The sequence below is a fragment of the Gordonia zhaorongruii genome (assembly GCF_007559005.1).
Classification (GTDB): Bacteria; Actinomycetota; Actinomycetes; order Mycobacteriales; family Mycobacteriaceae; genus Gordonia; species Gordonia zhaorongruii.
In genome coordinates this window covers 850734-863537 of sequence record NZ_CP041763.1, presented here as the reverse complement: position 1 = coordinate 863537, position 12804 = coordinate 850734, and the positions used below count along the sequence as shown (strand labels likewise).

Below are 12804 nucleotides of genomic sequence, written 5' to 3'. Positions count from 1 at the left end.
CGCACCACCGGTGGGTCAGCAGTTATGCGAATGCTGCACCGGCTCCACTTCTACGCGGGCGTCATGGTGGCGCCCTTCATCCTGATCGCCGCCGTCACCGGCGCTCTGTACGCGCTGGCTCCGTCGATCGAGCAGGCCGTCTACGCCGACGAACTGCACACCGACTCCACCGGCACCTCGCAATCCCTCGCCCTGCAGGTGACGGCCGCGCAAGTCGTGCACCCGGGCCTGGCGCTCAACGCCGTTCGCCCGGCGCCCGAAGTCGGCGACACCACGCGCGTCATTTTCGACGACCCGTCCCTCGGCGAATCGGAGCGGCGGGCGGTGTTCGTCGACCCGGCCACCCTCGAGGTGCGCGGCGATCTCGTCGTCTACGGCAGCTCGAACGCCCTCCCCCTGCGCCAGTGGCTCGACCAACTGCACCGGCAGCTGCACCTGGGCGAGCCGGGCAGGCTCTACAGCGAGCTCGCCGCATCCTGGATGTGGGTCATCGTGCTCGCCGGAGTCGGACTGTGGATCTCGCGGATCCGCAGACAGCGCCGGGCGACGGGCACCGGCTCGTTCGTCATCGGACAGCGCGGGAACCGGGGCCGCAACCGCACCGTGAACCGGCACGCCGTGATCGGTGTGTGGATCGCCGTCGGCCTGGTCTTCCTGTCGGCCACCGGCCTGACCTGGTCGAAGTACGCGGGCGAGAACATCACCCAACTGCGCGAGGACCTGAGCTGGACCAACCCGGTCACCGACACCGTCCTGCCCGGCGGCGCACCCGCCCCGTCCGGAGGTGAGCACGCGGGCCACGGGGGCATGACCATGCACGCCGACAGCAGCCCGTCGCGGGTCGGCGAGATCGACACCGCCTACGCACTCGCCCGGTCCGCTGGACTGGGCACCGGCGTCGAGATCACCATGCCGGCCGCCGGCAGCGCGTTCACCGTGACCGAAGTGCGCGCGCCCTGGCAGTTCTCGCCGGACGCGGTGGCCGTCGATCCAGCCCACGACCGGGTGAGCGCCACGAACTGGTTCGCCGACTGGCCGCTCGCCGCGAAACTGGCGAACCTCGGCATCGCGCTGCACATGGGAATCCTGTTCGGCGTCGCGAATCAGGTCGCACTGTTCGTACTCGCCGTCGGCGTGATCGCGATGATCGCGCTCGGTTACCGCGCGTGGTGGCAGCGTCGCTCCCGGCGTGCGCGGGTCCCTGTCGGCAGCGCTCCCGCACGCGGCGCCCTGCGCGACGCCCCGATCGCCGTGTCCACCGCGGTGGCGGTGATCGCGATCGGCGTCGGCTGGTTCGTTCCGCTGCTCGGCTGGCCCCTGCTGGCCTTCGTCGTCATCGACGTCGCCGCCGGTCGGTACCGGGCACGACGCAATTCCCGGACCGCCGCCCGGTTCGACCGGTCCCAGCCCGGCCGAACCCAGCCCGACCGAACTTAGCCCGGCCGAACCTAGCCCGGCCGAACCTAGCCCGCAGCCCTGGCGAGGGACGCCAGCACATCGGTGCTGGCGTCCCAGCCCATGCACTTGTCGGTGACCGACTTGCCGTACACCAGAGCCGCCCGCCCCTGCGCGTCGTTCGGGACCGCCTGGGCACCCGGCTCCAGGAAGCTCTCGAGCATGACCCCGCTCAGTGCGACGTCGTGGCCCGCGCGCCGTGCGGTCGCGAACGCCTCCGCGACCTCGACGGCCACCTGCGCCTGGCGCTCGTGGTCCTTGCCCGAGTTCGCGTGCGAGCAGTCGACCATCACCTTCGGCGACAGGTTCGCCCCGCCCAGCGCGGCCACTGCTGCGGCCACCGACTCCGCGTCGTGGTTCGGCCCGTGAGTGCCACCGCGCAGGATGATGTGGCAGTCCTCGTTGCCTGCGGTCTGCACCACCGCACCGCGACCGAAGTCGTCCACGCCGAAGAACACGTGCTCGGCTGCGGCGGCCTTCACGCCGTCGATCGCCACCTGCACGTTGCCGTCGGTACCGTTCTTGAAACCGATCGGCATCGACAAGCCGGACGCCAACTGCCGGTGCACCTGCGACTCGGTGGTCCGGGCGCCGATCGCACCCCAGGCGACGGCGTCGGCGATGTACTGGGGGCTCGTCGGCTCCAGGAACTCGCACCCGACCGGCAGGCCGAGATCGATGATGTCGAGGAGCAGTCCGCGCGCGGTGCGCAGTCCCCGCTCCACGTCGAAGGAACCGTCCATACCGGGATCGTTGATGAGCCCCTTCCACCCGACGGTGGTGCGCGGCTTCTCGAAGTACACGCGCATCACGATCTTCAGAGTGTCCGCGTACTCCTTCGCGAGCGGCGCGAGCCTGCGCGCGTAATCGATCGCGGCCACGGGATCGTGGACCGAGCACGGTCCGACGACGACGATGAGGCGGTCGTCGCGGCCCGCGAGGATCGCCGCGATCTCATCGCGGTCGCGCTGCACTGCCTCGGCGCGACGCGCGGTCAGCGGCAGTTCGCTGCACAGGGTGTCCGGTGAGGGAATCGGCGAGAAGCCCGTCACCCGCCGGTGCGACGTGGTCTCAGCGGTCTCGGGATTCTCGGTGGAAGTGGTCACTTCGATGTGCCTTTCGGGTGCGACCCACAGGTGTGGGAGTTAGGGGGTTCAAGGCCCGCCGTCTCCGGGAACACCATGCGACGCACGAATCATCCCGGAAACGACGAAAGCAGCGACCTGATGGTCACTGCTTCCTGGCTCCGGGATGGTTGGCGCGCTGAACTACCGCTCTACCGCAGGCTCTCCCGGAGCCTGGATAAAGCGCCAATAGGTGCGCATGTCGCCAATCACGCCATCGAATCTAGCACGAGACCGATTTCGACGGCGACCGAGATTCAGTTCCAGGCGTCCACGTCGTCGAGGGAGGTGACCGGCAGCGCGCACACCGCGCCCCGGCAGACGTAGGCGGCGTCGGCGCTTCCGCCGTCGCGGTCCACGGGTCCGCGCCCGATGAGGATCGGCGTCGAGTCCTCGGCGCCGGCCAGCACCACTGCTCCACCCGGAGCACTGCGCCGGATCGACGCAGCGAGTCCGCCGTCGCTGCCTGCTGTCTGCGCGACGCCGACCTGGATCGGCCCGGCGACGTAGGCCTGCGCGACGGCCAGCCAGTGGCCTGCCGACCGCGCGGCCTTGGCGAGGACGATGCCCGCACGGGCGAGCGTCGCATCGGCCAGCGCCAGGTACCGCGACTGGTCGGCGGTATCGGTGACCGCTGCCCCCGTCAGCAGGGCTTCGGCAATCAGCGATGCACCCGACGGGGTCGCGCCGTCGATCGGATCCCGCGGCCGCAGCAGCAGGCCTCCCGGATGTGCGTCGTACCAGGCGCCGGGTTCGTCCTTCACCGCGAACACCTCGATCGCCCGGTCGAGGATCGTGGTGCCCGCGGTACGCCAGCTGTCGTCTCCGGTCACCGAGTGCAGGGTGAACAGCGCGGTGGCCAGCGCCGCGTAGTCGTCCAGAGCGCCGAGCGGATTGGCCGCGGATCCGTCGAGTGAGGAGCGCCGCAGGTCGCCGTCCACCAGGTGCACGTTCAGCAACGACGAGGCGCATTCGGCTGCCCGGTCGATCCATTCGGGACGGTCGAGTGCCACGCCCGCCTCGACCAGCGCGGTGACGGTGAGGGCGTTCCACCCGGTCACCACTTTGTCGTCGCGATCGGGTTGCGGGCGCTGCGCTCGCGCCTGCAGGAGCCGGTGCCGGACCGAGGCGTAGCGTGCGGCGTCGTCGGGATCGCGCAGGAGTTGCAGCGTGGACGTTCCGTGCTCGAACGTCCCCTCGTCGGTGACGGTGAACGTCTCGGCCGCCCAGGCGCCGTCGTCTGCCCCGAGCACCTCGACGAGTTCGGTGGGACGCCACACGTAGGTGAGTCCTTCGACGCCCTCGGTGTCGGCGTCCAGTGACGACGCGTACCCCGTGCCGGTCCACAGCGCCTCGTCGAGGAACGCGACCGTCTCCTGCGTGACGCGGACGGCGAGCGGATCGTCGGTGCGTCGCGCGAGGTGCGCATAGGCGCGGAGCAGCTGGGCGTTGTCGTACAGCATCTTCTCGAAGTGCGGGACCACCCATGCGCCGTCCACCGCGTAGCGCGCGAAGCCGCCCGCGAGCTGGTCGTAGATGCCGCCGCGCGCCATCGCGTGACAGGTTCGGCGCGTCGCATCGAGGCCGGCCGGATCGCCCGTGTACTCCGATGCGCGCAGCAGGCCTTCGAGCATCGCCGACGGCGGGAACTTCGGCGCCCCACCGAAACCGGAGGCGATCGGGTCCTCGGCGGCGAGAACCTGATCCACTGCGTCGGCGAGCAGTTGGACGTCGAGCTGCGGCCCGTCCGGAAGGGTGGATGCGTTGGCGCGCAGATGCTCGGTGATCTTGCCGCCTGCGAGGATCACCTCGTCGCGCCTGGTGGTCCAGGTTCGCGTGATGGCGTCCATGACATCCCCGAAGCCCGGCATGCCCCCGCGCGGCTGCGGCGGGAAGTACGTGCCGCAGTAGAACGGATCGCCGTCCGGGGTGAGGAACGAGGTCATCGGCCAGCCGCCTTGACCGGTCATGGCGAGGGTGGCCGACATGTAGATCGAGTCGATATCGGGGCGTTCCTCGCGGTCGACCTTGATGCACACGAAGTTCTCGTTCATCTGGGCCGCGAGCACGTCGTCCTCGAACGTCTCGTGCGCCATCACGTGGCACCAGTGACAGGCCGCGTACCCGATCGAGAGCAGGACCGGAACGTCGCGTCGACGCGCTTCGCCGAATGCGTCGTCGCCCCACTCCTGCCAGTGGACCGGGTTGGCCGCGTGCTGTCGCAGGTAGGGGCTCGACGAGGCGCCGAGCAGGTTGCCGCGTGCGCCCTCTGCGCCCGTGGCTCTGCTGCTAGCTTCCGGTTCCGTTTCCTTCATCCCGCACTCCCGATTCTGTTGTGCCGGTGTCTGGTCTCCCAGTGGCTGTCGAGTCTCGGCCTGCCGATTCGGGACCTGCCGACTCGCCGTCCGTGTGCTCCGCGGCCCTGGGTTCGGTGCCCTCGTCGAATGCCTGGTCCGCTTCGGGGTTCTCGGTGTCGAAGCTCTCCGGCAGCTTGCGCAACTGGCTGTTCATCGATCGGATGAGCAGGAACGTCGCCACCAGCAGCACCACGATCACCAGCAGCCCGAGCGGCGACGCCTTGCCGAATTCCGGTCCGCGCGTCTCCTGTTCTGCGAGGACGGCGGTCACGTCGTGGACTGATGCGAGGTTCATGCCTGCTCGATTCCGCTGAAGAGATCGGACTCGGGGATGGACGTCTTGACCCGGGTCTGGGCGAGCTCGAACTCCTCGGTCGGCCACAGATCCTTCTGCCATTCCAGCGGCACGGCGAAGAAGAATCCGTTCGGGTCGATCTGCGTGGCGTGCGCGCGCAGGGCATCGTCGCGCTGCGCGAAGTAATCGCCGCACTCCACCTGTGTGGTGACTCGGCCCATCAGGTCACCCTGATCGGTCTTCCACTTGGCGAGCCAGTCGGCGAACGGGTTGTCGCCGCCCTTCTCCTCGAACGCCTCGGAGAAGCGCAGGATGCGCGCACGGATGAAGCCGTGCGTGTAGTACAGCTTCAGCGGCGTCCACGGGGCGCCGGCTTCCGGGTAGGCGTTCTCGTCACCTGCGGCCTCGAACGCGGCGACCGACACCTCGTGGCACGCGATGTGGTCGGGATGCGGGTACCCGCCGTTCTCGTCGTACGTGATGATCACGTGCGGACGGAACTCGCGGATCACCTCGACGAGCTCGCCTGCGGCCTCTTCGGTCGGGACCAGGGCGAAGCAGCCCTCGGGCAGCGGTGGGAGCGGATCGCCTTCGGGAAGCCCCGAGTCCTCGTAGCCGAGCCAGCGGTGCTGGACGCCGAGCGCGGCCGCCGCGTTCGCCATCTCCTCGCGACGGACCTCGGGCAGATTCTCCAGAATTCCCGGCCGGTCCATCGCCGGGTTGAGGACGTCGCCGCGCTCCCCGCCCGTCAGCGTCACGACCATCACCTCGTAGCCCTGGTCTGCGTACTTCGCCAAGGTCGCGGCCGCTTTGCTCGCCTCGTCGTCGGGATGTGCGTGCACGGCCATCAGACGCAGACCGTTCGCGTGTTCGCTCACGCTTCCTCACCTTCGCTCGCTGTTACCTCTCATGGTAGGTATTGACGAGTGAGCAAGTCAGACGGGGGCGGTCAGGATCGGGTGCCGGAAGGCGACGCAGATCCGGAAACCGCACCTCGGAGCGGCCCCCGTGCCACATATCCCGTTGAGCGGTCACGCTCGAGCAGACGGCGCTGGTTCATCGGATTGTCGGTTCTGGTCGTCGTGATCGGGCTGGGGCTCGCGTTCGTCGGATTCCGCCAGTTCGGCGATCCGGACGTCTCCGGAGAGGCCACCGCATTCGAGATCGAGTCGTCGAACTCGGTCTTCGTTCAGTACACGGTCAACCGTGCAGATCCCGGTCAGGCCGTCACGTGCGTCGTGCGCGCTCGCGCACAGGACGGTTCCGAGGTCGGCCGCCGCGAGATCCTGATTCCGGCGGGCGACCAGGTTCAGGTCGGCGCCCGCACTCAGGTCCTCACCTCGCGGGCCGCCGTGATCGGCGAGGTGTTCGGCTGTGGAGCGACCGTTCCGCCGTACCTGCAGCAGAGCGCATGACCGACCTGAAACGGGCTGTCTTCGCCCGGATCTCCAGCCCCTACTTCCCGATCCTCACCGGCCTGTTCGTCGGCATCATGTTGATCAGCAACATCGCCGCCACCAAGGCCGTCGTCCTGTTCGAGAGCTGGCTGCACTTCGACCTGGGCCCGCTGCACGTGAACGGTCTCGTCACCGACGGCGCGTTCTTCCTCTTTCCCCTCAGTTACGTCATCGGCGACGTGATCAGCGAGGTGTACGGCTTCCGCGCGATGCGTCGCACCATCGCGACGGGCTTCGCCGCGATCGTCCTCGCCTCCCTGTGCTTCTGGATCGCCATCGAGCTTCCCGCGGCGGGTTTCTACGAGAGTCAGGACGCATTCTCCGCGGTTCTCGGCGCGGTTCCGCAGATCGTCGCCGCCGGGCTCGCCGGCTATGTCGTCGGCGAGCTACTCAACTCGCTCATCCTGGTCAAGATGAAGGAACGCGCAGGTGAGCGGCACCTGTGGGCACGACTCATCGGCTCCACGGTGGTCGGCGAATTCTTCGACACGCTGGTGTTCTGCTCGATCGCCGCCACCGCGATCGGGATCAGCACGTGGTCGGACTTCATCAACTACGTCGTCATCGGTTTCGTCTGGAAGACTCTGGTCGAGATCGTGGTCATGCCAGGCACTTACGCTGTCGTCGGGTACCTGAAACGCGCAGAGCCGTCCTACCGCGAGGGTCTCGCCGCAGCCGACCAGCGCTAATGGATGTGCCTTGAGACACAGCGGCTGGTAGACTCAGGTTTGCACGGCCCCGAGAGGGGTCGTGTTGCTGCATTCAGAGCAGTCCATTCGCGGACAGCAAAGGAGATCACAATGACCGATACAGGTGTGACCTGGTTGACCCCAGAGTCGTTCGATCGCCTCAAAGAAGAGCTGGATTCGCTCATCGCGAACCGCCCGGTCATTGCCGCCGAGATCAATGAGCGTCGTGAAGAAGGCGACCTCAAGGAGAACGGCGGCTACCACGCGGCCCGCGATGAGCAGGGACAGCAGGAGGCGCGCATTCGCCAGTTGCAGGAACTGCTGAACAACGCCAAGGTCGGCGAGGCCCCCACGCAGTCGGGCGTCGCACTTCCCGGTTCGGTCGTCACCGTCTACTTCGACGGCGACAAGTCCGACACCGAGACCTTCCTCATCGCGACTCGCGAAGAGACTTCAGCCAGCGAGCTCGAGATCTACTCGCCGAGCTCCCCGCTCGGCGGCGCGATCATCGACGCCAAGGTGGGCGACACCCGCGAGTACACCGTTCCCAGCGGTGCGAAGATCAGCGCAACGCTGGTCAGCGCGGAGCCGTACCACTCCTGATCTGATGGCTCGGACGCTTCGATAAGGAGCGTCGCGGACCAGGATTCCGAATAGTGATGCAGCGGCATCGGGTTTCACCCGGTGCCGCTGTTCGCTGTCTGCACGAGTTACGACCGAACGGGCCCCATGCCGCGGCACTACTCCCTTGTTTCGTCGGCTGCCTTAGTCGGTAGTCCGGTATCCGAATGCTGGTCTCGAGTGATCGCAATGTAGCCGGGATCGATTGTCTCGAGGTTCGCAACCTCGCCTGCCGCATGGCGCTCGATGACGGTCCGCAGCCGGGTCTCGACCGTCGATAGATCAGCCGTCGACGCTTGTTCAGCCGATCGGACTGGAACGAGCGACCGCAGATCCGGAAGCAGGTACGCGGGCGGTACTTCCAGAGCACGCGCCAGCCGGTACACCGTCGACAGTTTCGGATCCGAGACGTGCGGTTCCCGATTACTGGTTGCCCGTTCGAGATTCGATATCTGATTGCGGTGGATCCCAGACCGTTCGGACAGTTCATCCTGCGACATCGCGCGGGCGTTCCGAACAGTGACGAGTCGGTGCCCGAATGAGTACGCGAATGTACTCCATTCCAGGGGTTCCGATAGTCTCGCCGCCACGAATTCAACCGTGCCGGACACACAACACATTGTCTGCCCACCGCGTTGTGCATCGATCTGTCGATCAAACCTGCAGGCGAGCAACGACATTCAGGTGCAGCGGTGGATACGGATACGGCCGGCCGCCACGTTGAGTGGCGAGTGTCGACTACGGATGCCGACTACGAACGTCGGCCGCGAATGTCAGTATTGAATGCCTGCCGCGGGCGTTCTCCACGGGCATCTGCAGCGGATGTTCGACCGCGAACGACTAGTGCCGACAGCGAGCTGCGACCGTGCGGGGACCGCCTCCCCCCAATAAGAAGCGGTCCCCACCCCGGCCATCCCCCAACGCACGGCGACAGACCCGACCTGGAAACCCAGAAGCACGTCCCCCAACGCGCCGATCCCGGAATCCCCCACTGCCGCCGGAAAGTACCTTCTATTCAGTTAGACGCACAGAAGCGGCAACAGGTTCCCCGGTAGCCGGCGTGCCCTCAGACCTGGCTGGACGGCACGAGGCCACAGGGGCACTGCCACCGAGACAAATCATCGACGCGTGTCACGGGCATGTCACAGGGGCATCTTGTCGATCGTAGCGCGCGTGAAAGCCAGTGCGCGTTCGCAGATCTCGTCAGGATCAGGCTTGGCGGTGCCGAAGTGATTGACGATCGTGGACACCGCGGCGCGACCGGACTGGACGTAGGTGTCGCACGACCACACTCCATTCGTCCGGTGAACACCGACCAGACGAGAGTCCATCTCACGGTCTGGGAGCCAGACGTCCGAGGACGTGGATTTCAATCGCTTTTCCGAATCAAGTCCTCGCGAGTTTCCCACGATCTGAGTAAGCGTCCAGGAATCCCCGAGGCTGGAACGTTGATAGTCCCAGGTACAGCCACGTAACGTCTGTCCGTTAGTGCCAGCAGCGTCCGCCACAGTAGAGGGAACGAGACCCGCCTCAGCTAAATTTGACCCGGACACTGCGGTGCACGGTTCATAAGTAGTTCCATCGTTCGCCGCGTTCCATCGATTCGCGTGGCGAGTCTCAAACGGCAGGCGAACGCCATTGTCGTCGGCCTGCCTAATGACCGAACCCGCATGACCGGAATCTGCAACCGAAATCGGCTGACCTTCAATTGCACACGACGAAACACTGACCAGCGTCGCAATCGCTGCTACCCCAACGCAGCATTGCCTCATCGTTCAGGTGTTCCGCTTATCAACACCTGTCCATGTTGGTCTGCTTCGGCCAGCGAATCAGAGGCAACCGCACACTGCTGCGCCAGATGGACCGACTGCTGCCCCGCAGCCTGAATACTTCGCGACCCATCCGCAATTGTCACACTCAGACGCTGGAACAGTTGGCTGCCCTCGACGCAGCCGACACCAAAGTAGTTGCGGCCAACCACCGCGGTTAAGGCTCGCGCCAACTCCTCCAACTCCCGCGCAGCATCACGCGCAACCTGGCCGCGTATCCCCCACAGCGTGGCTTCATACGCCAGTTCACCCATTCGAACTCCTCTGCGGCAGCACCTTTTCGAGACGTCGCTATTCACTTAGACGCACAGTAGCCAGATTCGGTTCCCGTGAATCTCGACTTTCAGAACCCGGAGCACCCCACATTCAATGTTTCGAACACTTGTACTATACGAATGAGACAGGTAACATAAATCACAAGTAGTTCAACGAGGGGGTCACAATGTTTGCCGATACCGTCAGAAAGTTCACTGATCATCTCGTCGACGAGATGGCCCCACCCACGACCGATCGTCGTACGGATTCTGATCGCACCCCACGTCTCGCAGAGTCGTTGCAATCGGCCAGTCGGACAGGACTCAATGACGCCGAGATCCTTGCCACCACAGTCGAACTCGTTCGGCTACGCAACCTCGCCGACGCCACCTTGTCTGCCGTCATCGCCACGGCCGGTCGAGTCGGAATCCCCTTCCGCAAACGGGTCACCAACCCTGCCGGCTTATTGACGGCCATCGGCGTTCCACCGGCTATCGCCCACCGAACCGTCCGGAACGGCGCGGCGGCCGAGAGGTTGCCCGCCGTCGGGTCAGCGACCCGCAACGGCGCACTGTCGGCCGAGAACGCCGACGCCGTCGGGAAAGGAATCGCTTTCATCGAACATCGCGTGGCTCTCGACGACGGGGAACTGCGCCGAATCACCTCACTCCTGCTGGTGCAGGACACTCCCGGAGACGTGGCGCGTCGCGCACGTCAGTTTGCGATCGAGCTCGCAGTCGCCACAGACGATGCAGAGCGCGTTCCGGCAGCCGAGAATGCCGGATTGAACGAGATGAGCCTGACGGTCGACGACGAAGGCCGCATCAACTCGACCCTCAACCTCGACGTGCTTACCGGGGAGGAACTCTCGGCGGCCATCGACCCGCTGTGCCGACCCGTCCTACGCCCGGATGGAAGTCCCGATCCTCGCTCCACCAGTCAGCGGCGGGCTGACGCGCTCGGCCAGATCGTCCGAAACTATCTGGCAGGGTCGAACCGCCCTACAAGCGGTGGAGTCCTCCCCCACGCGACCCTAATCATCCCGGCCGCAACCGTGGACAACACAGGCAGCGGTCACGTCCCGTCCCGCAGTGTCGACGACGTCGCGTCACTGGGCTTCGCCGGACCGATCAGTCCAGCGACAGTGAGCCTCGTTCTCTGCGACGCAGCGGTTTCGGCGGTGTCGATCGACAAAGGCGGCGCGCCACTCGATGTGGGCAGAGAACACCGACTGGTGACGCCCGCGATCCGCAAAGCGCTCACCGTTCGAGACCGAGGCTGCGCGTTCCCAGGGTGCGGGCGTCCCGCGTCCTGGACCGACGCCCACCACTGCGTTCCATGGTCCGAAGGCGGCGAGACCAGCGTCGACAACGGCGTTCTGCTCTGCAGAATGCATCACACGATGATCCACCACTCCGGATGGGAGGTGTTCATCGGCGAGGATCGCCAACCGTATTTCCTCGAGCCCGTCGATCCCGCACATCCGCGCCGTCGGCGGTCACCGATTCGCTCTCACGGACGGCGAACGATGACAGCCCATCCCGTCGCGGACGCGGCGTGATGAAGTCGCCGAACCGCTCAGCCGAGGGCTTGCTCGACATCGGCGAGAAGATCGCTGATGTCCTCGATTCCGACAGAGAGACGCACCAGGTCATCGGGAACCTCGAGAAGCGATCCCGCGGTGGACGCATGAGTCATCGCGCCCGGATGCTCGATGAGCGACTCGATACCGCCCAACGATTCCGCAAGAGTGAAGACCTTCGTCTTCGCGCAGAAGTCGAGAGCCGCCTGACGGCCGCCGGCCAGACGCACCGAGATCATGCCGCCGAAACGTCGCATCTGCTTCGCCGCGGCAGCGTGACCCGGATGATCCTCAAGGCCCGGATACAGGACCGACGCGATCTTCGGGTGCGACGACAGGTACTCGACCAGCTTCTCCGCGTTGTCGCAGTGCCGATCCATGCGGACCGAGAGAGTCTTGATTCCGCGCATCGTGAGGTAAGCGTCGAACGGTCCCGGCACAGCACCCGCACCGTTCTGCAGGAACGCGAGGTCGGCGTCGAGCTTCTCGTCGTTCGTGACGATCGCACCGCCCACCACGTCCGAGTGGCCGCCCAGGTACTTCGTGGTCGAGTGCAGGACCACGTCCGCGCCCAGCGTCAACGGCTGCTGCAGGTACGGCGTCGCGAACGTGTTGTCGACGACGAGCTTGGCACCCGCGTCGTGCGCCACGTCCGCGAGGGCCGCGATGTCACCGACGTTGAGCAGCGGGTTGGTCGGGGTCTCGATCCAGACGAGCTTGGTCTGCGGGGTGATCGCCGCCTTGACCGCTTCCGGATCGATGACCGGCGCCACCGAGTAGGTGATGCCCCACTCGCTGAACACCTTGTCGATGAGTCGGAACGTCCCGCCGTACGCGTCGTTCGGGATGACGAGGTGATCACCGGGGCGCAGTCCGGCGCGAAGCATCGCATCGGTCGCTGCCATGCCGGAGGCGAACGCACGACCGAACGTGCCGGCCTCGATGGCAGCCATGTTGTCCTCCAGCACCCGACGGGTCGGGTTACCGGTGCGCGCGTATTCGTAGCCGTCGCGCATGCCTCCGACGCCGTCCTGCGCAAACGTCGAACTCGCGAAGATCGGTACGTTCACCGCGCCGGTACGGGCGTCCGGCTCCCAGCCTGCGTGGATCGCCTTCGTGGAAAAGCCCTGATCAGTCAAT

The 12804-nt window shown here is 66.1% G+C and carries 13 protein-coding genes; 5 read left to right on the top strand and 8 right to left on the bottom strand.

What is annotated here, in order from left to right; all coding sequences use genetic code 11:
• Positions 1–24: 24 nt before the first annotated feature.
• Entirely contained in the window at positions 25–1437 is a 1413-nt protein-coding gene (locus FO044_RS03880; protein WP_235831528.1) for a PepSY-associated TM helix domain-containing protein, read from the top strand.
• 26 nt (positions 1438–1463) lie between these two features.
• On the opposite strand, the gene FO044_RS03875 is transcribed toward FO044_RS03880, so the two are convergent.
• From FO044_RS03875 to mca, 4 genes are all read right to left on the bottom strand, one after another.
• On the bottom strand, positions 1464–2561 hold the full coding sequence (locus FO044_RS03875; RefSeq protein ID WP_132994022.1) for a 3-deoxy-7-phosphoheptulonate synthase: 1098 nt from the start codon (positions 2559–2561) through the stop codon (positions 1464–1466).
• Positions 2562–2836: 275 nt separating this feature from the next.
• Complete coding sequence (locus FO044_RS03870) at positions 2837–4894, bottom strand: thioredoxin domain-containing protein (protein ID WP_132994023.1); 2058 nt, start codon at positions 4892–4894, stop codon at positions 2837–2839.
• Positions 4869–5231: a hypothetical protein gene (locus FO044_RS15125; protein WP_235831529.1), complete on the bottom strand. Its 363-nt coding sequence runs from the start codon at positions 5229–5231 to the stop codon at positions 4869–4871. The genes FO044_RS03870 and FO044_RS15125 overlap by 26 nt, the downstream gene beginning before the upstream one ends.
• Positions 5228–6079: a mycothiol conjugate amidase Mca gene (mca, locus tag FO044_RS03860; RefSeq protein WP_132994130.1), complete on the bottom strand. Its 852-nt coding sequence runs from the start codon at positions 6077–6079 to the stop codon at positions 5228–5230. The genes FO044_RS15125 and mca overlap by 4 nt, the downstream gene beginning before the upstream one ends.
• A 78-nt stretch (positions 6080–6157) precedes the next feature.
• Between mca and FO044_RS03855 the strand changes: the two genes are divergently transcribed.
• The 3 genes from FO044_RS03855 (at position 6158) to greA (ending at position 7980) form a co-directional block, all read left to right on the top strand.
• Positions 6158–6646 (top strand): DUF4307 domain-containing protein, encoded by a 489-nt coding sequence (locus FO044_RS03855; protein WP_132994024.1) that lies wholly within the window; start codon positions 6158–6160, stop codon positions 6644–6646.
• Positions 6643–7377 (top strand): queuosine precursor transporter, encoded by a 735-nt coding sequence (locus FO044_RS03850; protein WP_132994025.1) that lies wholly within the window; start codon positions 6643–6645, stop codon positions 7375–7377. Before FO044_RS03855 ends, FO044_RS03850 begins: the two co-directional genes overlap by 4 nt.
• A 111-nt stretch (positions 7378–7488) precedes the next feature.
• Positions 7489–7980, top strand: a complete 492-nt coding sequence (gene greA, locus FO044_RS03845; protein WP_132994026.1) for a transcription elongation factor GreA — start codon at positions 7489–7491, stop codon at positions 7978–7980.
• Between the two features lie 137 nt (positions 7981–8117).
• Here greA and FO044_RS03840 read toward each other — a convergent pair whose 3' ends face one another.
• The 3 genes from FO044_RS03840 to FO044_RS03830 all read right to left on the bottom strand — a co-directional run bounded on the left by FO044_RS03840 (position 8118) and on the right by FO044_RS03830 (position 10081).
• The gene (locus FO044_RS03840) at positions 8118–8618 is read right to left on the bottom strand and encodes a helix-turn-helix domain-containing protein (RefSeq protein ID WP_132994131.1); all 501 of its coding nucleotides are present in this window, start codon (positions 8616–8618) and stop codon (positions 8118–8120) included.
• A 522-nt stretch (positions 8619–9140) separates the two neighbouring features.
• Positions 9141–9770, bottom strand: coding sequence for a DUF3558 family protein (locus FO044_RS03835; protein ID WP_132994027.1), 630 nt, complete (start codon positions 9768–9770; stop codon positions 9141–9143).
• Complete coding sequence (locus tag FO044_RS03830) at positions 9767–10081, bottom strand: hypothetical protein (RefSeq protein WP_132994028.1); 315 nt, start codon at positions 10079–10081, stop codon at positions 9767–9769. Before FO044_RS03830 ends, FO044_RS03835 begins: the two co-directional genes overlap by 4 nt.
• A gap of 236 nt (positions 10082–10317) precedes the next feature.
• On the opposite strand from FO044_RS03830, the gene FO044_RS03825 reads away from it, so the two are divergent.
• Positions 10318–11643, top strand: a complete 1326-nt coding sequence (locus FO044_RS03825) for an HNH endonuclease signature motif containing protein (protein WP_235831530.1) — start codon at positions 10318–10320, stop codon at positions 11641–11643.
• A gap of 17 nt (positions 11644–11660) precedes the next feature.
• On the opposite strand, the gene FO044_RS03820 is transcribed toward FO044_RS03825, so the two are convergent.
• Positions 11661–12803, bottom strand: a complete 1143-nt coding sequence (locus FO044_RS03820) for a cystathionine gamma-synthase (protein WP_132994030.1) — start codon at positions 12801–12803, stop codon at positions 11661–11663.
• Position 12804 lies beyond the last annotated feature (1 nt).

Bases quoted from the DNA above. Each gene is read 5' to 3' on its own strand.
- FO044_RS03880 (WP_235831528.1), top strand. From the start codon at position 25: ATGCGAATGCTGCACCGGCTCCACTTCTACGCGGGCGTCATGGTGGCG.
- FO044_RS03870 (WP_132994023.1), bottom strand. From the start codon at position 4,894: ATGAAGGAAACGGAACCGGAAGCTAGCAGCAGAGCCACGGGCGCAGAG.
- mca (WP_132994130.1), bottom strand. From the start codon at position 6,079: ATGGCCGTGCACGCACATCCCGACGACGAGGCGAGCAAAGCGGCCGCG.
- FO044_RS03840 (WP_132994131.1), bottom strand. From the start codon at position 8,618: ATGTGTTGTGTGTCCGGCACGGTTGAATTCGTGGCGGCGAGACTATCG.
- FO044_RS03830 (WP_132994028.1), bottom strand. From the start codon at position 10,081: ATGGGTGAACTGGCGTATGAAGCCACGCTGTGGGGGATACGCGGCCAG.
- FO044_RS03835 (WP_132994027.1), bottom strand. From the start codon at position 9,770: ATGAGGCAATGCTGCGTTGGGGTAGCAGCGATTGCGACGCTGGTCAGT.
- FO044_RS03825 (WP_235831530.1), top strand. From the start codon at position 10,318: ATGGCCCCACCCACGACCGATCGTCGTACGGATTCTGATCGCACCCCA.
- FO044_RS03850 (WP_132994025.1), top strand. From the start codon at position 6,643: ATGACCGACCTGAAACGGGCTGTCTTCGCCCGGATCTCCAGCCCCTAC.
- greA (WP_132994026.1), top strand. From the start codon at position 7,489: ATGACCGATACAGGTGTGACCTGGTTGACCCCAGAGTCGTTCGATCGC.
- FO044_RS15125 (WP_235831529.1), bottom strand. From the start codon at position 5,231: ATGAACCTCGCATCAGTCCACGACGTGACCGCCGTCCTCGCAGAACAG.